17 protein-coding genes are annotated in these 21,789 nt (G+C 54.2%); 4 read left to right on the top strand and 13 right to left on the bottom strand.

Translation table 11 applies throughout. The features are described 5' to 3' along the window. Positions 1-5: 5 nt before the first annotated feature. The 10 genes from V9K95_RS13215 to V9K95_RS13170 all read right to left on the bottom strand — a co-directional run bounded on the left by V9K95_RS13215 (position 6) and on the right by V9K95_RS13170 (position 14,145). Positions 6-1,193 (bottom strand): PLP-dependent transferase, encoded by a 1,188-nt coding sequence (locus V9K95_RS13215; protein WP_307275293.1) that lies wholly within the window; start codon positions 1,191-1,193, stop codon positions 6-8. 1 nt (position 1,194) lies between these two features. After that, on the bottom strand, positions 1,195-1,944 hold the full coding sequence (locus V9K95_RS13210) for a FadR/GntR family transcriptional regulator (RefSeq protein ID WP_442958594.1): 750 nt from the start codon (positions 1,942-1,944) through the stop codon (positions 1,195-1,197). A gap of 480 nt (positions 1,945-2,424) precedes the next feature. After that, positions 2,425-4,029, bottom strand: a complete 1,605-nt coding sequence (locus V9K95_RS13205) for an ABC transporter ATP-binding protein (protein WP_336441944.1) — start codon at positions 4,027-4,029, stop codon at positions 2,425-2,427. A 1-nt stretch (position 4,030) separates the two neighbouring features. After that, positions 4,031-5,161: an ABC transporter permease gene (locus V9K95_RS13200; protein ID WP_115053692.1), complete on the bottom strand. Its 1,131-nt coding sequence runs from the start codon at positions 5,159-5,161 to the stop codon at positions 4,031-4,033. Further along, the gene (gene oppB / locus V9K95_RS13195; RefSeq protein WP_115053693.1) at positions 5,154-6,077 is read right to left on the bottom strand and encodes an oligopeptide ABC transporter permease OppB; all 924 of its coding nucleotides are present in this window, start codon (positions 6,075-6,077) and stop codon (positions 5,154-5,156) included. The genes V9K95_RS13200 and oppB overlap by 8 nt, the downstream gene beginning before the upstream one ends. Positions 6,078-6,131: 54 nt before the next feature. Next, positions 6,132-7,727, bottom strand: a complete 1,596-nt coding sequence (locus V9K95_RS13190; RefSeq protein ID WP_336441945.1) for a peptide ABC transporter substrate-binding protein — start codon at positions 7,725-7,727, stop codon at positions 6,132-6,134. A 386-nt stretch (positions 7,728-8,113) separates the two neighbouring features. Then, the gene (locus V9K95_RS13185; RefSeq protein WP_115053695.1) at positions 8,114-9,712 is read right to left on the bottom strand and encodes a peptide ABC transporter substrate-binding protein; all 1,599 of its coding nucleotides are present in this window, start codon (positions 9,710-9,712) and stop codon (positions 8,114-8,116) included. A gap of 233 nt (positions 9,713-9,945) precedes the next feature. Further along, positions 9,946-11,394, bottom strand: coding sequence for a cryptochrome/photolyase family protein (locus V9K95_RS13180; RefSeq protein WP_336441946.1), 1,449 nt, complete (start codon positions 11,392-11,394; stop codon positions 9,946-9,948). Positions 11,395-11,467: 73 nt separating this feature from the next. Beyond that, positions 11,468-13,093, bottom strand: a complete 1,626-nt coding sequence (locus tag V9K95_RS13175; RefSeq protein ID WP_336441947.1) for a cisplatin damage response ATP-dependent DNA ligase — start codon at positions 13,091-13,093, stop codon at positions 11,468-11,470. Further along, on the bottom strand, positions 13,093-14,145 hold the full coding sequence (locus V9K95_RS13170) for a ligase-associated DNA damage response exonuclease (RefSeq protein WP_336442025.1): 1,053 nt from the start codon (positions 14,143-14,145) through the stop codon (positions 13,093-13,095). The genes V9K95_RS13175 and V9K95_RS13170 overlap by 1 nt, the downstream gene beginning before the upstream one ends. Before the next feature lie 243 nt (positions 14,146-14,388). On the opposite strand from V9K95_RS13170, the gene V9K95_RS13165 reads away from it, so the two are divergent. The 4 genes from V9K95_RS13165 (at position 14,389) to V9K95_RS13150 (ending at position 18,366) form a co-directional block, all read left to right on the top strand. Beyond that, complete coding sequence (locus V9K95_RS13165; protein WP_336441948.1) at positions 14,389-16,908, top strand: ligase-associated DNA damage response DEXH box helicase; 2,520 nt, start codon at positions 14,389-14,391, stop codon at positions 16,906-16,908. Further along, positions 16,905-17,621, top strand: coding sequence for a ligase-associated DNA damage response endonuclease PdeM (pdeM, locus tag V9K95_RS13160; RefSeq protein WP_370878655.1), 717 nt, complete (start codon positions 16,905-16,907; stop codon positions 17,619-17,621). The genes V9K95_RS13165 and pdeM overlap by 4 nt, the downstream gene beginning before the upstream one ends. A gap of 83 nt (positions 17,622-17,704) precedes the next feature. Then, complete coding sequence (locus V9K95_RS13155; protein ID WP_115053850.1) at positions 17,705-17,932, top strand: CopG family transcriptional regulator; 228 nt, start codon at positions 17,705-17,707, stop codon at positions 17,930-17,932. Further along, on the top strand, positions 17,932-18,366 hold the full coding sequence (locus V9K95_RS13150) for a TA system VapC family ribonuclease toxin (RefSeq protein WP_336441950.1): 435 nt from the start codon (positions 17,932-17,934) through the stop codon (positions 18,364-18,366). The genes V9K95_RS13155 and V9K95_RS13150 overlap by 1 nt, the downstream gene beginning before the upstream one ends. A gap of 209 nt (positions 18,367-18,575) precedes the next feature. Here V9K95_RS13150 and V9K95_RS13145 read toward each other — a convergent pair whose 3' ends face one another. The 3 genes from V9K95_RS13145 to V9K95_RS13135 all read right to left on the bottom strand — a co-directional run bounded on the left by V9K95_RS13145 (position 18,576) and on the right by V9K95_RS13135 (position 21,693). Beyond that, a complete protein-coding gene (locus tag V9K95_RS13145) occupies positions 18,576-19,337 on the bottom strand; it encodes an ABC transporter permease (RefSeq protein ID WP_115053701.1) in 762 nt (253 codons plus the stop codon). Beyond that, positions 19,334-20,260, bottom strand: coding sequence for an ABC transporter ATP-binding protein (locus V9K95_RS13140; RefSeq protein WP_336441951.1), 927 nt, complete (start codon positions 20,258-20,260; stop codon positions 19,334-19,336). The genes V9K95_RS13145 and V9K95_RS13140 overlap by 4 nt, the downstream gene beginning before the upstream one ends. Positions 20,261-20,472: 212 nt before the next feature. Next, positions 20,473-21,693, bottom strand: coding sequence for an MFS transporter (locus V9K95_RS13135; RefSeq protein ID WP_115053703.1), 1,221 nt, complete (start codon positions 21,691-21,693; stop codon positions 20,473-20,475). Positions 21,694-21,789 lie beyond the last annotated feature (96 nt).

The following is a 21,789-nucleotide window of genomic DNA, read 5'->3' as shown; positions in this document are numbered from 1 at the left end:
TAAGTTCAGCGTTTTGCCGCGGTGAATGCGTTGGCGAGGTCCGCCCAGAGTTCCTCAACATTTTCCAGTCCGACATGTAGGCGGATCGTTCGGGGGCTGACACCGAAGCGCCCGATCGAATTTGCGTCCGGCGTTTGCTGCAAGGAAGCAAGTGCGGGGACAACGAGGCTTTCATGACCGCCCCAGCTGACGCCGATGCGGAACAGTTTCAACGCATCGACAAAGGCGGGCACATCGATCTCATCTGTAACTTCGAATGAAAACAGGCCCGAATAACCGCTAAGCGTGGCTTTGCCAGGATGGTTGGAATAGACCGGGTGCATGACCCGCTCGACATTGCCGTGGCCTTTAAGCCTTTCAGCGATTATAAGGCCGCTCTTCATGTGATGCGGCAACCGCAATGTCAGCGTGCGCAGCCCGCGCAAAAGAAGCCAGGCCTCGAATGGCGAGAGCTTTGCGCCGAGGTAAGAGTAGGTGCGGCCATTGATCCGGTCGATCATTTCTTGCGAGCCGGAGACAATGCCAGCGACCGTATCGCTGTGTCCGCCCAGATATTTGGACGCGGAATGCATAACCAAATCAATGCCATGGCTGATTGGCTTTTGGAAAAGCGGCGTTGCCCAGGAATTGTCGATTGTGGTGACGACGCCATGTTGTTTGGCAAGACGCGCATAATGGGCGATGTCCTGCAATTCGAACATCATGGAACTTGGACTTTCCAGATAAAGCAGCTTGGCGCCCGGCAAAGCAGCAGCGACAGCATCAGGATCGGAGCCATCGACATAATCTACCTTGATGCCAAGATGAGGCAGAAGACGTTCGAACAGACGGTAGGCATCGCCATAACAATTGCGAACAGAAACAATGCGTTCGCCTGCGCCGACGAAGGCAAGAACCATGGCGCTGATCGCACCCATTCCACTGGAAAAAGCCCGTGCCGCCTCAGCGCCTTCAAGCGCCGCGATCTTCTTTTCAAACTCCATGACAGTCGGGTTATCGCCGCGGGAATACATTGGTTGGCGCTTGCGACCGGCGAAAGCATCGGCCATTTCGGCGTAATTCGTGAAGGTGAAAAGTGAAGTTTGATAGATTGGCGGAACAACAGAACCGCCTGGAAAAGGATCGTCATGAGCCAGCAGAGTTGCGGCTTGCGCCATCATGTCCTGATCGTGGAAAAAAGGATTGTCATTCATTCTAAATATGAACTCGGTTTTTCTGGGTTTGTTTTTTCAGGTTGGCGGCGCCGCGCTTCAGGTCATCCTCGACTGTGGCGATCAACTTCAGTGCCTCTGCTCTGGCAGCAATAGGATCGCGCGCGGCTATCGCATTGAACAAGGTACGATGGTAGGGAAAGCTGGCATGACCGAAGTCGCGAACGCCCAGCGGATGCTCCCAGAAGCGGTGAAACATTTCATACATGGCAGCGATAATCTGCTCGAATAAAGGATTGCCAGATGTGCGGAAGACAGCCAGATGGAAGTCCCAATCCTCATCGGCGGACATGCCATGGCGTTCATGAAATGCCTCTTCCATCCTGATCAGTTTTTGCTCGATCATGGCGATATCCGCATCGCTGACACGTGCTGCCGATAGAGCCGCTGCCTCAGCTTCAAGACCCCGGCGAATTTCCAATGTATGCATTAAGCTATTGAAATCATTGCCGGAAGCAAGAGTAAGCGGCATGTGCAGCATATTGCGCGTAACGGCTGTCTTCAAATAAGTACCACTGCCCTGCCGCCGCTCCACGAGGCCCAATTCCTGCCAGCGGGTGAGCGCTTCGCGGACAGTTGTCCTGCTCACCTTCAAGCGCTCGGCAAGGACACGTTCCGTCGGTAAACGGTCGCCTGGCACAAGCCCCTCATCCGTCACAAATCCAACAAGCGCCTGCAAAACCGCATCGTCCCGCGAAGATGTCTGAACTGGAGAAAGGATCTGGCTGATCAAGCGACGCTCTTTCTAAATTGGTTGGACCATTGTGCCAATTGAGCACGAAAGAAACCGGGAGTCAAACAGGAATGTCAGGAAGCCTGTGGGACTTGCCTGTGCTCCTCGGGTGAATTGGGTGAGCAGCCTTAAAAGTTAGTCCAGCGACAAGGTGATGAGTTTTCCGCATAACCAGGGCGGCAAATGCAAAGCGCCCGCTTGCGGGTACAAGCGGGCGCTTTCAGAAAGCTTCAATATCCAGATCGGGCATCATTCAACCGACAACAACTAAATTGCATGCGTAGGTTGTATTTTTTGGGTAAAAATCGACGATTCTTCAGCAAAATTCCGCCCTTTTGCGGAAAAAGTCTTCCCAGTTCAAATAAAGTCGGGAAGAACTCCTGCCTTTTTGTGGTTTTCCAGGTAGGCACGGAAAATCGCTTCGATTTTTTCCCGTGCCTGTCCTGTGTGAAGCTGGATCACACCCGGTTTTGCCCCCGGTTAATCGAGATCGAAAGCAGCACCAATGAGCGTCTTTGTATATTCATGATGCGGGCTTTCAAATATGTCTTCGGTCTGACCTTCTTCGACGATTTTGCCGTTCTTCATCACCACCACATAATCGGACATGGCTTTGATGACCGCCAGATCATGGCTGATGAAAATATAGGACAGGCCGTGCTTTGACTGAAGATCACGCAATAGTTCGATAACCTGTCCCTGCACCGAGCGATCCAGCGCGGATGTCGGTTCATCGAGGATAACAACCTTCGGCTTCAAAATGATAGCGCGGGCAATGGCGATGCGTTGCCGTTGCCCACCGGAAAATTCGTGCGGATAACGGTTGCGGGCAGCGGGATCCAACCCAACTTCCTTCAAGGCGGCAACCGCCCGTTTGTCACGGTCTGATCGGCTTAGTTGCGGCTCATGGATGAGCAGCCCCTCTGTGATGATTTCGCCAACAGTCTGCCGCGGCGAAAGCGAGCCGTAAGGGTCCTGGAATACCAATTGCAACTGTTTGCGCAATGGCCGCATGGCGGACCGGCCAAAGCTCGAAATATTCTTGTCGGCGAAATGATAGTGGCCACTGCTCGGCAAGAGACGCAGCAGAGCCCGACCCAAGGTCGATTTGCCCGATCCGGATTCCCCCACGATGCCGATTGTCTGGCCTTCCTGAAGACGGATAGTCACGCCATCAACAGCACGGAAAAGCGTGTGGGCACTGGTAAGGAACCCTCCACCTATTCTGAAGTCGACGGAAACATTGCGCCCTTCAAGCACGACAGGAGCAGTTTCCGCCGGAGGAGCCTTGCTACCGCTGGGAACAGCGTCCAGAAGCATTTTGGTATAGTCTTCCTGCGGCCGTTCGAAGATTTGCTCGACAGTGCCTCTTTCGACCACTTCACCTTTGCGCATCACAACCACAGTTTCGGCAAAATGTTTCACAATGCCAAGATCGTGGGTGATGAGCACGATGGCCATGCCAAACCGCTTTTGCAGGTCGCGCAGCAGATCCAATATTTGCGCTTGAATGGTAACGTCGAGCGCAGTTGTGGGTTCGTCGGCGATCAGAAGATCGGGCTCATTGGCAAGCGCCATGGCAATCATAACGCGCTGGCGCTGGCCACCCGACATTTCATGCGGATAAGAATTGATGCGCCGCTCAGGTTCCGGAATGCCGACAAGCTTGAGCAATTCCAGCACACGCACCTTAGCCTGTTTGAAGCTGAGACCCTTGTGGTGAACGATAGGCTCGGCAATCTGCCGCCCAATCGTATAAAGCGGATCAAGCGAGGTCATGGGTTCCTGAAAGATCATCGTGATCTTTGAGCCGCGGACGGTATTGAGTTGCTTGACAGGAAGCCCGATCAATTGCTTGCCGCGATATTCGGCGGAGCCGGTGACTTTGCCATTGGCTGCAAGCAATCCCATGATACCCATCATGGTCTGGCTTTTTCCGGAACCTGACTCACCGACGACGGCAAGCGTTTCTCCGGCCTTCACGTCAAGGTCAATGCCCTTGACGGCATTCACGTCACCATCCGGTGTTGTGAAGTCTACTTTCAGTCCGCGAACGGACAATATGGTTTCATTCTTGTCCGTCATCTCAGCGGTCCTTCGGATCGAGTGCATCGCGCAGCCCATCGCCGATGAAGTTCAGCGAGAACAGTGTGACGACAAAGAAGATGGCGGGGAAAATCAGCAGCCAGGGTGCAGACTGCATTTTGTTGGCTCCTTCGGAAATCAAAGCGCCCCAGCTTGTCAAAGGCGCTTGAACGCCAAGGCCGAGGAACGACAGAAAGCTTTCCAAAAGAATGACCTTCGGCACAACCACTGTGACGAACACAATGACGGGACCAATCGTATTTGGAATGATGTGACGACGGATAATCTGCCAGTCAGTCAAGCCCAATGCCTGTGCAGCGCCGATGAATTCGCGGCGTTTCAAGGCCAGGGTCTGGCCACGCACGATACGCGCCATGTCCAGCCACTCAACGGCACCAATGACGAGGAAGATGAGAATAAAGCTTCGCCCGAAGAACACGACGAGGACAACGACAAGAAATACGAAGGGCAGTGAATAGAGAATTTCGACAAGGCGCATCATGACATTGTCGACACGCCCGCCAAGATAACCCGATATGGCACCATATGTAACACCGACAGCCAGCGAAACGAGGCTGGCCAAAAAGCCGACAGCAAGGGATATCTGGCCGCCAAGCATGACACGGGCAAGCAGGTCGCGCCCGTTATTATCAGTACCAAACGGGAAATATTCGCGATTGACATCGCCCGTCAATTTCAGAGTTGCGCCACCATCTTCCGTGGCCGCAACCTGTGTATTGTCGAATTCATTGGCGCGATCGAAATAGCGCGTTGAACGCGGGTCAATCGGCTTGTCGGAATGAATGGTTGCGGTGAATGTGTTGCCGTCCACGGCAAATTCGCGCAACTCAACTCTGGCGCGGTCGGCGACGCCTTTCATCACTTCACCAAGACTATCCGCCTTGGGAAGCGGCTCGATGCTGGGTGGCACCGTGACATAGGATGAGAACACCTGATCATAGCTATGGCTGATGACATAGGGCCCCAGGAACGAGAAAACAGTGATCAGGAACAGCAGAATACTGCCCGTCATTGCTGCTTTATTGCGGCGGAAGCGAATGGCAGCCAGCTGGAAAAGACTGCGGCCTTTGGATTCTTCCGGTGGAATAATTGTTGCAGGAATATCAGTCATGACGAACCCTCGGATCGAGAAGGCCGTAGAGAATATCGACCACTAGATTGAATACGATGACAAAAATGGCGACGAGGACGACGGTTCCCATCACCAATGTGTAGTCACGATTAATGGCGCCGAGGACGAAATAACGTCCGACACCGGGTATTGTGAAAATGCTCTCCACGACAGCGGAACCTGTGAGAAGCGCGGCAGCACAGGGTGCCAGATAGGAAACCACGGGGAGAAGAGCACCCCGCATGGCATGGGTGATCACAACAGAGCGGGAGGGCAATCCATAAGCCTTGGCCGTTCGAATATGGTCGGCATGCAGCGCCTCAATCATGGACCCGCGCGTCAACCGTGCAAAAACGGCCAGCTGCGGAAGCCCAAGCGTTATGACGGGCAATATCAAAAACGGCCAAGAGCCGTCTCCCCACCCTCCTCCGGGTAAAAGCGAGAATGTCAGTGAAAAAATCAGCAGAAGAACCGGGCCGACAACGAAGTTCGGAACCGTAACACCGGTCGTCGCGACCGACATGGTCAAGAAGTCAAAAAATGAGTTTTGCCGGAGTGCTGCAAGGGTGCCGACAAGCACGCCGCCGATGAGCGCGAACAGAAGGGCAAAACTGCCCAGCTTGACCGAATAGGGCAGGCCTTTGCCGATGAGTTCGGCAATCGTATTGTCCTTGTAAATATAACTCGGCCCGAAATCGCCGGTAACGGCGTTCTTCAGATAGTTGAGATACTGGTTCCATAGAGGCTGATCAAGATGATAGGCCTTCATGAGATTTTCCATCGTCGCCGGTGGCAATGGCCGCTCAAGATTGAAGGGCCCTCCGGGCGCAAAGCGCATGAGGAAAAACGAAATGGTGACGACAATGAACAATGTCGGCACCGCGCTCGCCAGTCGGCGAAGGATGAAATGGAACATGGGCTACTCTCCAATCATGGGCGCAATCCGTAAACCGGATCGCGCCTCAAGGTCTTATTCCGTGACGCTAAAATATTTGCTGAGATGGTCGTTCGATCCGTTATCCACCCAGCCCTTGACCTTGTTCGACACAAGCCAGAGCTGTCCAAAATTCATCATGGGTGCAATCGGCTGGTCACGCAAAACCATGGCTTCGGCTTCATGCAAAAGCTTGGAACGGGCGGCCGGATCTTTCTCGGTGTAGGATTTTTCGACCAAAGCATCATATTCGGGATTGTCATACCGGCCGTAATTAAAGGTCGGATTTTTCTTCATGTTGATTGTCATGAAGTTTTCCGCGTCCGCATAATCGGCTGTCCAACCTGCACGCGCCACATTGAATTTTCCGCCTTCCTTCAGATAGGCGTAATGGGCGCTGATATCGATCTGCGAGAGAGTGACCTTGGCGCCGAAGACCGTTTTCCACATATCGGCGACGGCGGTGGCCACAGCTTCGTGGTTGGGGTTTGTATTGTATCTGATCTCGATTTCGAGCTGCTTGCCGTCTTTGCCGTAACCGGCTTCCTTCATCAGTTCGATAGCTTTGTCTTCGCGATCGATCTGGGTCCACGTGGCAAAGTCTGGCTCTTCCGGTTTGCCATAATTGGTTATACCGAGAGGGACCAATGAGTAGGCTGGTAGCTGCGCACCCTTGTAGATTTCCCGCGAGAGGAAGTCGCGATCAATTGCCATGGAAAGCGCGCGCCGGACGCGGACGTCGTTGAACGGTTCTACGCGTGTATCAAATGAGTAGAAATAGGTAGACAATGCCGGATTCACATGGACCTGATCCCCATATGAGGCGCGCAGGCGCTCGATCTGGTCTGCCGAGAAATTATAGACCAGCTGAATTTCACCAGCTTCAAAACGGCGGACTGCCGCTGCCTGATCTTCAGTCGGATAGAAGATAACCTTATCCAGCTTTACATTGGCGGCGTCCCAATAATCCGGATTTTTGACAGCCGTCAGATGATCGTTCTGCACATGCTCGGCCAGTTCAAAAGCGCCGTTGGAAACCAGCTTGCCGGGTTTGATGAACTCGGCACCATTCTTCTCAAGGCTTGCCTTATTGACCGGCAGGGCGGTCTGATGCGCCAGTAGCTGAAGGAAGAAAGGCGTCGGGCGTTCGAGCGTTATTTCCAGGGTTTTGGCATCGAGTGCCTTCATGCCCAGATCTTCAAGCTTGGCCTCACCCTTGTTCACCTTCTCGGCATTCTTGATCGGATAAAGAATATTGGAATAGCCGGCTGCTGTTTTGGGATCTTCCACGCGCCGGAACGAGAATATGAAATCCTCGGCAGTGACAGGCGACCCATCGGACCAGTTGGCTTTAGGGTTGATCTTGAATGTATAGACAGTGCCGTCATCGGAAACCGTCCAGCTTTCGGCTGCGCCGGGGACGATATCGCCCGCCGCATCATAGATCGTCAGTCCTTCATACAAATCTTTCAGAATGAACGCCTCGATCTCCAGAGAAGTCTGCGAGGGATCAAGTGTCTGCGGCTCGCCGCTATTGCCACGGTGCAGGACAGCTTCCGCCAGTGCCGGAGCAGCGCCCAAAAGCAGCGAGGCAGCGACTGCTGTTGTTAAAGTGAACTTTGAAAAGTACATCTTATGAAAACTCCTATTTCTGCCCAAATTCTACAGTGCTTTGGCTGAGCCTGGTTCTTGGTGCGTGGTTCGACAAGCTCACCATGAGGGAGGTTGAGGACTGCACGAGCGCAGATTTGCAATGTCGCAATTATCATTGCAGCTCACAATCTTCCTCATGGTGAGCTTGTCGAACCACGCACAGCACCTTTGCAGAGGTTTTAATGCCAGACCGCCACCTGCAAAGTGAGCTTGTCGAAGGGCGAACCATGCATAGAGCCTTTGCCAATCCTCATGTGAAATGAGGTGGCGTCCAAAATCATGTGGATTTGAGTTTTGTAAATTTGGCACGGGACATCGGTAAGCGGAATGTGGGTGACCGGCGGCCACCCACATTCAGGCTTTCCTTATTCTGCGATGCTCAGATATTTGCTCAGATGTTCATTGTTGGGGTTGTCGCCCCAACCCTTGACCTTGTCGGCAACGAGCCAGAGATTGGCATCGTTCATCAAGGGAGCAATCGGTTGATCGCGTGCGATCAATGCTTCAGCTTCGTGCAGGATCTTGGAGCGCGCAGCAGGGTCACGTTCCGCATAGGACTTCTTCATCAGTGCATCAAATTCCGGATTTTCATAATGTCCGTAATTGAAGGTCTTGTTGGTGCTGACGTTCAGATTGAGGAAGTTTTCGGCATCCGCATAGTCGGCGGTCCAGCCTGCACGGGCGACGTTAAACTTGCCGCCTTCCTGCAGATAGGCGTAATGCGATGAAATATCGAGATTCATCAGCGTTACGGTTGCGCCGAAAGTCTTTTTCCACATATCGGCCACGGCTGTTGCAACACGCTCATGGTTTGGATTGGTGTTGTAGCGGAGTTCGATGTTGAGCGGCTTACCGCCTTCGCCATAGCCCGCCTCTTTCATCAGCTCGACAGCCTTGTCTTCGCGATCAAGTTGCGAAAGGCCGGCAAAATCTGGCTTCTCGGGATCGCCATAGGATTCAAGGCCCGGAGGAACGAGCGAGTAGACCGGCAATTTTGTGCCATCGTAAATTTCGTTGGCAAGGAAGTCACGATCGACAGACATGGACAAAGCGCGGCGGACGCGGACGTCATTGAATGGCTCTGTGCGTGTGTCGAATGGGTAGTAATAGGTTGCAGCTGCCGGAGTGACATGAACCTGCTTCGGATTTGCGGCGCGCAGGCGGTCAATCTGATCGGATGAGAAGTTGTAAACGAGATCGAGTTCACCCGCCTCATAACGACGGACATTGGCTGCCTGATCGTCGATTGGATAGAAGATCACCTTATCCAGTTTGACATTGGCGGCGTCCCAATAATTCTCGTTCTTGACGACGGTCAGATGATCATTCGGCACATGTTCGGTGAGCTTGAATGCGCCATTGCCGACCAATTTGCCGGGCTTGACGAATTCAGCCCCGTTCTTCTCGAAGCTCGCCTTGTTGATTGGCAGCGCTGTCTGATGCGACAAGAGCTCGATGAAGAAAGGCGTTGGCTGTTCGAGGGTGATTTCCAGCGTCTTTTCATCAACGGATTTTACGCCAAGCTCTTCAAGCTTTGCTTCGCCCTTATTGACCTTCTGCGCATTCTTGATCGGATAGAGGATATTGGCATAGCCAGCAGCAGTCTTGGGGTCTTCGACACGTCGCATGGAGAATACGAAGTCTTCAGCCGTTACCGGCGAGCCATCGGACCATTTTGCATCGGCGCGAAGCTTGAATGTGTAGACGAGACCATCATCGGAAACGGTCCAGCTTTCTGCGGCACCGGGAACAATCTTGCCATCGGCATCATAGACTGTGAGACCTTCATAGAGATCTTTCACGATGAATGCTTCGATATCAATCGAGGTTTGGGACTGGTCGAGTGTCTGTGGCTCGCCGCTATTGCCGCGATGGAGCACAGCTTCCGCCAGGGCCGGGCTGGCGCCGAGCATGAGTGATCCGAGCAGCAGCGCGGTGCGGAAATTAAGTTTCATTAGGGTCATTTCTTGTTCCTTCCCCTCTAAGAGAATTGTGAAGAGCTGAACAAATGCCAAAATTTGCCGCAAAGCAAGGAGGCTCTAATAGTTTCGACGTAATATTTTAGTTTAATAAGAGTTACGGGGGCGTCAAAAAATATTGCACTATATGGACCCAAGGGCCATTTTACGCCATTTTTGCGTGCTGATGCGCCAATATTGACCCTGCAATATTTTTTTTCGTTTATGTGGAAAACCCGTCAGCGTGTGCGTGAATAGGCTTCCAGAGCGCGTTTTCGCGCTGCGCCATGCTCCACAATCGGGCCGGGATAGTCTTTGTCGAGTTCGATATTTGCCGAGTTCAGGACGACAGCCGGTGCGGTCCATGGTTTGTGCAAATATTTATCCGGCAGATCTTTAAGCTCCGGAACAAACTGCCGGACATAATTTCCCTTTGGATCGAATTTTTCGCCTTGAAGGATGGGATTGAAGATACGGAAATAGGGTGAAGCATCCGCACCCGATCCTGCAACCCATTGCCAGCTCGCGGCATTGCTGGCCGGATCGGCATCGACAAGCGTATCCCAGAACCATTTCTCCCCTTCCCGCCAATCGATCAGCAGGTGCTTAATCAGGAACGACGCCACGATCATCCGCACCCGGTTATGCATCCAGCCGGTCTGCCAAAGCTGGCGCATGCCGGCATCGACAATGGGATAGCCGGTCCTGCCGGTTTTCCAGGCATTAAAATTTCTGGCGCTGCTGCTCCACTCAAAACTATCGAAGCTTTCGTTGAAATTATCCTCATGCAACTTTGGGTTGTTGAAGAGGAGATGATAGGAAAATTCCCGCCATCCCACTTCTTTGCGGAATGTGTCGAGTCCGGCATTTTGGTCCTTTATTGCCGGTGATTTTGATGCATGCCAGATCTGAAATGGCGTGATTTCACCATGGGCAAGATGTGGCGACAGGCGCGAAGTGCCCTCTCTGCCGGGCAAATCCCGGTCATTTTTGTAAGACGCCGCCCTATCCTCCAGAAAATCCGCCAGCTTTTGCTTCGCCCCCTCCTCGCCGGGCGTCCAATCATGATGAAACGCCTTTGCCCAATCCGGCTTTTCTGGCAGCAGGCGCCAGTCGCGAAGATCGGCGGAAGCAATCTCGCCAATCCATGGCTTCAGCTTTGCCGGTGCGGGAACCGGATCGCGCGGCTCCGGGCCGCCTAGAAATGCGCGCCAGAACGGCGTGAAAACGCGGTAATATCCGCCCGCTCCTGTTTTGAGCGAATAGGGCTCATGCAGCAAATGCCCGTCAAAGCTCTCTGCTCTCAAGCCTCTTTCGAGCAATCGCGCTTTGAGCGCCGTATCAGTCTCGATTCCTGCCGGATCATATCGGCGGTTCCACAGGACCATATCAGCCTTGGTCTGGCTAATAAGCTCATCGACAATGGCTTGAGTCCGGCCTTTTTGCAGGATCAGCTTTACACCGATTGCACGGAAGGATTTGTCGAGCGATGTGAGCGAGTGGTGCAGCCACCATTGCCGCGCCCCGCCCAGAAATCTCGTAGAGCTGGCAGTCTCCTCGTCCAGGACAAAGACCGGAATGACAGGCTTTCCGGTCTGGGAGGCAGCATAAAGCGCGCGATTATCCGCCAGGCGCAAATCATGGCGGAACAGGACGATGACCGGGTTTTCGGTTGCGCTACGGTTCATAGATCATTCTGCGACTTTGTCATGGTGATCCCACAATAGGGTTGATTGCCTTGAACGCATGGCGAAGGCAAGGTCATTCTGTTGCCTGCGCGTCGCGCAGCATTGCTTCAAGCGTTTCCAGCCGGTCCGCCTCGATGGGCGGCTTGTCCCATCGCAGGCGCGATATGCGCGGGAAGCGCATGGCGACGCCAGACTTGTGCCGCTTGGAACGGTTAAGCCCTTCAAAAGCAACCTCCAGCACCAGACCGTGCTGGGGTTCGGCACGCACCGAGCGAACCGGCCCAAAGCGTTCCGTTGTGTTGTTGCGCACGAAAGCGTCAAGTTGTTTCAACTCTTCATCGGTGAAGCCGAAATAGGCTTTGCCCACCGGCACCAGATGCGGCTCTGTTTCAGGTCCGGTCCAGACTGCAAATGTATAGTCGGAGTAATAGCTCGACCTTTTACCGTGGCCGCGCTGCGCATAGACCAGGACCGCATCAATGATGAATGGATCACGCTTCCACTTGAACCAGGGGCCTTTTGGCCGTCCGGGCACGTAGGTGGAAGAGCGTTGTTTCAACATGAGCCCTTCAATGATGGGATGCGGCGGTGTCTTGCGCAGTTCCACCAGATCGTCAAAATGATCGTAGGCGATGAGTGGCGAAAGATCGAACCGCGTCGGCTCAAGCTGCTTGGCGAAAGCTTCAAGCCGCGTGCGCCGCTCGATGAATGGCAAGGTGCGAATGTCATCCCCGCCATCCACAAGCAAATCATAGAGCCTGACAAAGGCAGGATGACTTTCAAGCTGCTTGGCTGAAACCGTCTTTCGGTTGAGCCGTTGCTGGAGATCGCCAAATGCGCCGATCTCCATTTCATTGTCTCCGCTTCGCGCCACCAGCAACTCGCCATCAAGCGTGCCTTCAAATGTCATATAGTCGGCAATATCGGGAAAGGCGTGGGAAATGTCGTCACCGGTGCGCGAGTAGATGCGGCGCTGCCCCCGCTCGGAAGTCAGCTGAACCCTGATCCCGTCCCATTTCCACTCGGCAACATATTCTCTGGCATTGATGCGTGAGTAATCGGGCTCCTCCAAAGGCGTCGACAGCATGACGGGGCGGAATGGTGCAGCGCTGAGGCTTTCGGGCTTGTCCGCGCTCTTTTCCAACCAGGCAAAGAGCGGTTGATAGGGCGGGGTCAGCCCATGCCATAGCTCTTCGATCTCGGTGACATCCACTTGCCCGAACTGGGCCAGAGCCTGCTTTGCCAGACGGGCCGAAACACCAATGCGCATGCCGCCTGTTACCAGTTTCAACAATGCGTAGCGCGCCGATGCATCAAGCTGATCCAGCCATTTTTCCACCATGCGGACGGCATCGCTGCGCGAGGCACGCTCAAGAGCCGTCACCACATCGCCAAGTGTTGGCACACTGTTGGAACGTAAAGGCTCGTCAGCGGACCAGACGAGCGAAATAGTCTCGGCAAGATCACCAACATAATCATAAGAATAGGCGAAAAGCTGTTCATCCATGCGCTCTGCGATGAGAGTGCGCAGCATGGCCGGTTTGACATTGGCGATGTTCAGATCGCCGGTAATGGCGGCAAGTGCCAAACCGCGATCAGGGTCTGGCGTATCGCGGAAATAATCGGAAAGCAGGGTCAATTTTCCATTGCGTGAAGGCGTCAATACAAGCCGGTCGAGAAGCGCTGCAAATTCTTCCATCAATCGCCCTCATCTTCATAGCCGACAAGGTGGAGCGGTCGGGCTGCATATCCATTCAGATCGCACCAACGGACCAGGGCTTCTTCACGCCCATGCGTGACCCAGACCTGCTCCGGATCAAGTTCGGTGATTGTCTGCGTCAGCTCATCCCAATCGCAGTGATCGGAAAGAATGATCGGGAGTTCGACACCGCCTTGCCGCGCACGCTGGCGAATGCGCATCCAGCCGGAGGCAAAACAGGATACAGGGTCAGGAAAACGCCTTGCCCACCTGTCCTGAAAGGCCGATGGAGGCCCGACCACAATGGTTCCGGCAAAGTCCGGCGCGCTATCCTTTTCCAGTGTGGCGGGGGCAAGAGGCCCAAGCTTTATGCCCTGCGTTTCATAATAGTCGCAAAGCTTGGCCAGTGCCCCGTGAATATAGATCGTCTGGTCATATCCGGCATCGCGCAACAGGCGGATCACGCGCTGCGCCTTGCCAAGCGCATAGGCACCGACAAGATGCGAACGCTCGGGAAATTGCTCGACCGATTTGAGCAGCTTTGCCATTTCATCGCGGCTGTCCGGGTGGCGAAACACCGGCAGGGCGAAGGTCGCCTCGGTGATAAAGACATCGCAGGCGATGGGTTCGAAACCGAGGCAGGTGGGGTCGCTGGCTCGCTTGTAGTCACCCGACGCCACAATGCGCATGCCATCCTTTTCAACAGCAATTTGCGCAGAACCCAGCACATGCCCAGCCGGATGAAAGCTGATAGTCACGCCATTAAGCCCGGTGGTTTGGCCAAGCTCTGCCGCTTGCGTTTCGCCAGCAAAATCCGCCCCATAACGCAAGGCCATAATATCGAGCGTTTGTTGTGTCGCCATGACCTTGCGATGGCCGGAACGGGCATGATCGGAATGGCCATGGGTTATGAGGGCGCGCTCAACAGGACGGATCGGATCAATGTAAAAATCACCGGCTGGTGAATAGAGACCGGCAGGCGTGGATCGCAGAAGTTCTTCGGGTCGTTTAACCAAGCTGATGTTCCGTTCTGTGCCATGTTTGCCAAACATAGAACGAACATAGGGTGGATTTAGCTCCATGCAATCTTTGTAAGTGACGATCTTGCATTGCTTCTGTGCGTGGTTCGACAAGCTCACCATGAGGGAGGGAGTGACTGGCAGGGATGCCAAACCTACAATGATGGCACTATGCAATCAAATCACTTTCCTCATGGTGAGCTTGTCGAACCACGCACTGCTCTGTTGCCAAAAGAAAACTTGGCGCTTTGATGCCGGACCACTACATTCGCCCCAGTGAAAATCAGCAAAGCACCCACCGCCGACACCGGCTCCGCCCTTTTGCCTCCGCTTTTCCTGAACTGGTTTCAGGCCAAGGGCTGGTCGCCGCGTGCCCATCAGCTGGAACTGCTTGAGGCGGCGCAGGCAGGGCAGTCGACCCTGCTGATTGCCCCAACCGGCGCGGGCAAGACGCTGGCTGGCTTTCTCCCCTCGCTGGTCGATCTAGCCCAGCGCGGCAAAAGCAATGCAGCGAGCCGCGGCATTCACACGCTCTATATTTCGCCGCTCAAGGCGCTGGCCGTCGATATTCAGCGCAATCTTGCCAAACCTATCGAAGAAATGGGGCTTGGCATAAGGCTTGAAACGCGCACCGGCGACACGCCTGGCCATAAGCGCCAGCGGCAGAAGCTGGCGCCGCCCGATATATTGCTGACGACGCCGGAGCAATTGGCACTGCTTATTGCGGCCAAGGATGCAGGGCGGTTTTTCGAAGATTTGCGCTATGTCATCTTTGATGAATTGCATTCGCTGGTAACATCGAAACGCGGGCATCTTCTATCGCTGGGACTGGCGCGATTGCGCCGCCTGCAACCGGGATTGCAGACGATAGGCCTGTCGGCAACCGTTGCCGACCCTGATGAATTGCGCGGCTGGCTTGTGCCGCAAACCGATGGCTCGCCCTTGGCAAGTCTGGTCAAGGTTGAAGGCGGTGCAAAACCGCATATCACCATTTTGCAAACGGAAGACCGGGTTCCCTGGGCGGGACATTCGGCGGTCTATGCTTTGCCGGGCATATATGAAGCAATCAAACAGCACGCCACGACGCTGATCTTTGTCAATACGCGCAGTCAGGCGGAGCGCTTGTTTCACGATCTTTGGATGGCCAATGAGGATAATCTGGCGATTGCGCTGCATCATGGCTCACTCGATGTAAGCAAGCGGCGCAAGGTGGAACAGGCGATGGCTGCCAATGCCTTGCGCGCCGTGGTTGCGACTTCGACGCTCGATCTTGGTATTGACTGGGGTGATGTCGATCTGGTCATTCATGTAGGCGCGCCAAAGGGTGCGAGTCGCCTTGCGCAAAGGATCGGGCGTTCCAATCACCGGATGGATGAGCCATCGCGGGCGATACTGGTTCCAGCCAATCGCTTCGAAGTCATGGAATGTCAGGCGGCGCTCGATGCCAATTATATCGGGGCGCAGGATACGCCAGCCTTGGGCGAAGGCTCACTGGACGTATTGGCCCAGCATGTGCTGGGCATGGCTTGCGCCGAGCCATTTCAGGCGGATGAGCTTTATGCGGAAGTCACCACCGCCCTGCCCTATGCCGCTTTGCCGCGCGATACATTTGACCGGATTATCGAATTTGTCGCGACGGGTGGCTATGCGCTGAAAAGCTATGAACGCTTTGCAAAAATCCGGCAGGCGGCAGATGGCTCATGGCGGGTGACGCATCCGCGTGTCGCCCAGCAATACCGTTTGAATGTCGGCACAATCATTGAAGCGCCTTCGCTCAATGTGCGGCTGACACGGCAGCGGGGCAAGGGCAGCAATGTGCGCGGCGGGCCGGTGCTTGGCAAAGTCGAAGAGCATTTTATCGAGGCGCTCAGCCCCGGCGATACCTTCTTCTTTTCCGGCCGCGTGCTGCGGTTTGAGGGAATACGCGAGAACGAATGTATTGTGTCCAAGGCGGATGGTTTTGACGCAAAGATACCTTCCTATGCGGGCGGCAAATTTCCGCTGACCACTTATCTCGCCGATCAGGTGCGCAATATTCTGGCGGACCCGGCTCGCTGGGGCGCGCTGCCTGATCAGGTGAGCGATTGGCTGCGGATCCAGAAGGAAAAATCCGTGCTGCCGCAACCGGGAAGCCTTCTGGTGGAAACATTTCCGCGCGGCGAGCGATCCTATATGGTGATCTATGCCTTTGAAGGCAGGCTGGCGCATCAGACGCTGGGCATGCTTTTAACGCGCAGGCTGGAGCGGGCAAAGGCGCGGCCACTCGGCTTTATAGCCACCGATTATGCGCTGTCGATCTGGGGCCTGCGCGACATGGGCCGCATGTTCAAAAAGGGCGAGCTACCGCTTTCGGAACTTTTCGACGAAGACATGCTGGGCGATGATCTGGAAGCGTGGCTGTCGGAAAGCTTCATGCTGAAACGAACCTTCCGCAACTGCGCGCTGATTTCCGGCCTCGTTGAGAAGCGGCATCCCGGACAGGAAAAGACCGGGCGGCAGGTGACGGTTTCCACCGATCTGATTTATGATGTGCTGCGGGAGCATGAGCCGGATCACATTCTCATTCAGGCAACCCGCGCCGATGCGGCGACCGGACTTCTGGACATTCGCCGCCTCAGCGATATGCTGGGGCGAATCAAAGGCCATATCATCCATAAGGATCTGGACCAGATTTCGCCGCTGGCCGTTCCAGTCATGATGGAAATCGGCAAGGAACGTGTTCCCGGCGAAGCGCATGAAACCTTGCTTGAAGAAATCGCCGAAGAATTGACCCGGGAAATGTCGGACCATTCATGAATCTCGTATCGCAAATAACCAAGACTATGTTGCATGGGGCGGCCGAAATGGTTGTCGCCGGGCATAGATGCGTTTGCGACCCTTCCGGCGCTATGTATCTGGAAGATGACCGGATTCTTGTCGTATCGGATTTGCATTTCGAGAAGGGCTCATCCTTTGCGCGCCGCGGCATGATGCTGCCGCCCTATGATACGGCAACAACGCTTGCCGCCTTGGGGCGGGTGATCGCGCGCTACAATCCCGCCAGCGTTATCAGCCTTGGTGACAGTTTCCACGATGGAGAGGCGGCTGCGCGCTTGCCGGAGCAATATGCGGCGCAGCTCGGTTCACTGATGGCTGGACGCGAATGGGTATGGATCACGGGAAACCATGATCCGGACCATCCTGCGGAGCTTCCGGGTGAAACATTTACCGAATTGGCTTTCGGTAATCTGATCTTCCGGCACGAGCCTTCCAAACGCCCCTGCCCCGGCGAGATCGCCGGGCACCTGCATCCAGCTGCCAAAGTGGTGCGCCGTGGACAGGCGGTACAACGCCGCTGTTTCGTCAGTGATCGCTCCCGCATGATCATGCCGGCTTTCGGCGCCTATACGGGCGGCATGAATATTCTCGGACGGCCATTTCACGGGCTGTTCGATGCACAGGCCATTATCGCCTATATGCTTGGCAGCAAGCGAGTCTATCCTATGACCGCCAAGGCGCTTTATATTTGAGTGCTGGCTTTGCTGTTTGAAAAAATCAAACAAATGCCTTATATCTGATGCGAGATGTTTGATGCGTGATGCAGGGCACGAAAATGAGAACGACACTGGCAATAGATGATGATGTACTTGCGGCGGCTAAAGGATTGGCGGCAAGGCAGCACAAGACTGTCGGAGAGGTGATTTCGACGCTGGCTCGTCAGTCGCTTCAGACTCCAGGTATGGGGAAAGATAAGCGAAATGGCGTGCCTCTGCTTCGGATAAAAGACAACACCCCGGTAACAATGGAATTCGTAAATCAGCTTCGTGATGAGCTGCCATAATGGCGTTCCTACTCGACGTTAATGTACTGATCGCCTTATTCGACCCGGTACATGTCCATCATGATGCAGCACATGAGTGGTTTGATCGTGTAGGCAAAGCGTCGTGGGCAACGTCTCCGCTGACTCAAAATGGCGTGCTCAGGATCATAGGCAATCCACGCTATCCGAATTCTCCCGGCACACCGGCGGCGGTTATGCCGCTACTTTCCAGCCTGACAGCTTTGCCCGGACACGTCTTTTGGCAAGATGATTTAAGCTTTGTAAGTTCTGACCTTATTGATCCAACAAGGCTTCTCAGTTTCAGCCAGGTTACGGATACTTATCTGCTCGCGCTCGCCCGTATGCGAGGCGGCCAACTGGCGACATTCGACCGGAGGCTGGTAACGGATGCTGTAGATGGAGGCAAGGGTTGCCTCCATGTCATAGATCAGTAGGCAGGCCAAGTGACCGGCAAGTTGGTAATGCGTGCTTCGACAAGCTCAGCATGAGGAACTAGAGATTGGCAGGAAGCTAGTTCTGAGATTTTGCAACTCACTACCTCCCTCATGCTGAGCTTGTCGAAGCACGCATCAAATTCATGCAAAATCACTGCGTCTCCTTAGAGCACCGTTTTGGTTCAATCAAAACGCCAAGCGCTTTAGCCTCAGCTCTTCAACCGATATCCTGTCTTGAAAATCCAGCGCAGTATCAGCATGCAGGCCACAAGGAATACGGCAGTCATGGCAAGGCTGGTGCCGATATGCACATCGGACAGACCATAGAAGCTCCAACGGAAGCCGCTGATCAGATAGACAACCGGGTTGAACAGCGTCACCGTCTGCCAGAATGGCGGTAGCATGTCGATGGAGTAGAAGCTGCCCCCAAGGAAGGTCAGCGGCGTGACAATCATGAGCGGCACGAGTTGCAGCTTTTCAAAACCATCCGCCCATATGCCGATGATGAAGCCGAACATGCTGAAAGTCACCGCCGTCAGGACGAGGAACAGCAGCATGATGAATGGATGCTCGATGCGCAGCGGAACGAACAGCGCTGCTGTGGCGAGAATGATCAAGCCGAGGATAATGGATTTCGTGGCGGCGGCCCCGACATAGGCAATGACAATTTCCACATAGGAAACGGGCGCCGACAAAAGCTCGTAGATCGTGCCGACAAATTTCGGAAAATAAATGCCGAAGGAAGCATTGGAAATGCTTTGGGTCAGCAGCGACAGCATGATCAGGCCCGGCACGATGAATGCGCCATAGCTGACACCGCTGATCTCGGGAATACGTCCGCCGATCGCGGAACCGAAAACGACGAAGTACAGGCTGGTCGACACAACAGGCGAAATAACGCTCTGCATGATCGTGCGCCATGTACGGTGCATTTCGAACAAATATATTGCTTTGACCGCATAGAGGTTCATTTGCGTTCTCTCACCAGGCTCACGAAGATTTCTTCAAGTGAGCTTTCTTTTGTCTGAATGTCATTGAAGCGGACAGATGCCTTGTCGAGGTCCTTGAGCAATGAAGTAATGCCGGTCCTCTCTTTCTGCGTGTCATAGGTATAGACCAGTTCGCCGCCATCCTGCGACAGTTCCAGCCCGTATTTTTCCAGCGCTTCCGGAATATCCTGACGCGTTTCGGACAGTTGGAGCCGAAGCTGCTTCTTGCCCAAAGACCGCATCAGCTCATCCTTTTCCTCGATCAGGATAATCTCGCCGTGATTGATGACGCCGATACGGTCGGCCATCTGCTGGGCTTCTTCGATGTAATGCGTGGTCAGAATGATGGTGACACCCGACTCCCGCAATGCCCGCACGACATTCCACATATCGCGGCGCAACTCGACATCCACACCGGCAGTCGGTTCGTCCAGAAACAGGATTTCCGGCTCATGCGACAGGGCCTTGGCAATCATGACGCGGCGCTTCATGCCGCCGGAAAGGGTCATGATCTTGGAGTCTTTCTTCTCCCAGAGAGACAATTCTTTCAGGATCTTTTCGATATGCGCCGGATTGGCAGGCTTGCCGAAAAGACCCCGGCTGAAGCTGACTGTTGCCCAGACTGTTTCAAAGGAATCAGTCGTCAGCTCCTGCGGCACAAGGCCGATCTTGGTGCGGGAGGCTCTGTATTCCTTGATGATGTCGTGACCATCGGCGAGAATTGTGCCCGATGTCGGATTGACGATACCGCAGATGATGCTGATCAGCGTCGTCTTGCCCGCGCCATTTGGCCCAAGCAGGGCAAAGATCTCGCCGTGACGGATTTCAAGATTGATATTTTTCAGCGCCTGAAACCCGGATTCATAGGTCTTGTTGACGCTGGAGACGGAGATTGCTGATGACATGATTTGTATCCGGAAGGAAACTTTATGCAATCTGAACACTGACACATGAATCAGATCGCCTGATGTGAAGCATCTAGGAAATGACGTTCCTTATATGGTGTTGAAAAAGGAATTTCAAACCACCCTGCTGACAAATGGCGTCAGTAGCCAAAAACAAAAAGGGGAAGCCACGCAAAGGCTTCCCCTTTTTTAAGCATTGTCAGGTCCTGATCTTAGGCTTTTGCAATCTCGCCCCGAACTTCTCGCATGCTTGGCAGGAAGATGGTCAGCAAGCCGAGGAAGGGCAGATAGGCACAAATCTGATAGACAAAATCGATGCCCTTATTATCGGCGACGAAACCGAGCACAGCCGCCGCAAGCCCGGCCATGCCGAAAGCAAAGCCGAAGAAGATGCCGGCTACCATTCCAACCCGTCCGGGCACCAGTTCCTGCGCAAACACGACAATTGCAGAAAAGGCGGAGGAAAGAACGAAGCCGATGATGACGGTCAGCACTCCGGTCCAGAACAGGTTTGCGTAAGGCATCATGAGCGTGAATGGCAGAACACCGAGAATGGAGAACCAGATCACGGCCTTTGTGCCAATCCTGTCGCCGATAGGTCCGCCAAGGATGGTCCCGGCAGCGGCTGCACCAAGGAACAGGAACAGCATCATCTGAGACTGCTGCACCGTAATCTGGAACTTGTGAATGACGTAGAAAGTGTAATAGCTGGAAATGCTGACCATATAAATATTCTTGGTGAAGACCAGCAGGGTCAAGATGAACAGCGACATCATGATCTTGCCGCGCGTGAGGTTCACGATCTTTCTTGGCTGGGTTTTCTTGGCATTGGCAACACGGTAATCCTGATACCAGCTACCCACACGATAAAGAATGATCATGCCAAGCAGTGCAGCGGCCGAGAACCAGATAATGCTCTTTTGGCCATAGGGCAAAACGATAAAGCCTGCCAGCAATGGGCCAAGGGCTGTGCCGAAATTTCCACCAACTTGAAAAAGCGACTGGGCAAGCCCGTGCCGGCCTCCGGAAGCAAGCCGGGCAACGCGCGAGGATTCCGGGTGGAATATGGAAGAGCCTATGCCAATCAAGGCGGCCCCGACAAGCAGCATTGCATAATGGGTGGCGAACGAAAGCGTGGCAAGACCCGCCAGTGAAAAGGCCATGCCGACCGGCAGTGAATAGGGCATGGGGCGCTTATCCGTATAGGTTCCCACAAGAGGCTGAAGCAGGGAGGCAGTCCCTTGAAAAATAAGGGTCAGAATGCCGATCTGCTTGAAATTCAGGCCATAATTCTCTTTCAGCATCGGATAGATGGCCGCAAGTAGCGACTGCATCATATCATTGAGCAGATGACAGAAGCTGACGGCGAATATAATAGCGAAGACGGTTGTTTCGGCAGCGGAACGCTGCGCGGGCATGGCTGTATCGGTCATTAAACTGGTCCATCAACTATGAGCGGATAAGCGAGGTTGCGACGCTCAGCTCATCCTCATACAGAAATTGCATGGAACCTGCTTTCGTGGTTTGGT

The organism is Phyllobacterium sp. CCNWLW183, assembly GCF_037203775.1.
Lineage (GTDB): Bacteria > Pseudomonadota > Alphaproteobacteria > Rhizobiales > Rhizobiaceae > Phyllobacterium > Phyllobacterium ifriqiyense.
The sequence above is the reverse complement of the archived record's forward strand: the minus strand, read 5'-3'. Positions and strand labels throughout refer to the sequence as shown.

What these genes read in the sequence shown, in the direction of transcription:
- V9K95_RS13150 (WP_336441950.1), top strand. Translation starts at nt 17,932, where the DNA reads ATGGCGTTCCTACTCGACGTTAATGTACTGATCGCCTTATTCGACCCG.
- oppB (WP_115053693.1), bottom strand. Translation starts at nt 6,077, where the DNA reads ATGTTCCATTTCATCCTTCGCCGACTGGCGAGCGCGGTGCCGACATTG.
- V9K95_RS13185 (WP_115053695.1), bottom strand. Translation starts at nt 9,712, where the DNA reads ATGACCCTAATGAAACTTAATTTCCGCACCGCGCTGCTGCTCGGATCA.
- V9K95_RS13215 (WP_307275293.1), bottom strand. Translation starts at nt 1,193, where the DNA reads ATGAATGACAATCCTTTTTTCCACGATCAGGACATGATGGCGCAAGCC.
- V9K95_RS13140 (WP_336441951.1), bottom strand. Translation starts at nt 20,260, where the DNA reads ATGTCATCAGCAATCTCCGTCTCCAGCGTCAACAAGACCTATGAATCC.
- V9K95_RS13205 (WP_336441944.1), bottom strand. Translation starts at nt 4,029, where the DNA reads ATGACGGACAAGAATGAAACCATATTGTCCGTTCGCGGACTGAAAGTA.
- V9K95_RS13145 (WP_115053701.1), bottom strand. Translation starts at nt 19,337, where the DNA reads ATGAACCTCTATGCGGTCAAAGCAATATATTTGTTCGAAATGCACCGT.
- V9K95_RS13155 (WP_115053850.1), top strand. Translation starts at nt 17,705, where the DNA reads ATGAGAACGACACTGGCAATAGATGATGATGTACTTGCGGCGGCTAAA.
- V9K95_RS13190 (WP_336441945.1), bottom strand. Translation starts at nt 7,727, where the DNA reads ATGTACTTTTCAAAGTTCACTTTAACAACAGCAGTCGCTGCCTCGCTG.
- pdeM (WP_370878655.1), top strand. Translation starts at nt 16,905, where the DNA reads ATGAATCTCGTATCGCAAATAACCAAGACTATGTTGCATGGGGCGGCC.
- V9K95_RS13200 (WP_115053692.1), bottom strand. Translation starts at nt 5,161, where the DNA reads ATGACTGATATTCCTGCAACAATTATTCCACCGGAAGAATCCAAAGGC.
- V9K95_RS13180 (WP_336441946.1), bottom strand. Translation starts at nt 11,394, where the DNA reads ATGAACCGTAGCGCAACCGAAAACCCGGTCATCGTCCTGTTCCGCCAT.
- V9K95_RS13175 (WP_336441947.1), bottom strand. Translation starts at nt 13,093, where the DNA reads ATGGAAGAATTTGCAGCGCTTCTCGACCGGCTTGTATTGACGCCTTCA.
- V9K95_RS13170 (WP_336442025.1), bottom strand. Translation starts at nt 14,145, where the DNA reads ATGTTTGGCAAACATGGCACAGAACGGAACATCAGCTTGGTTAAACGA.
- V9K95_RS13135 (WP_115053703.1), bottom strand. Translation starts at nt 21,693, where the DNA reads ATGACCGATACAGCCATGCCCGCGCAGCGTTCCGCTGCCGAAACAACC.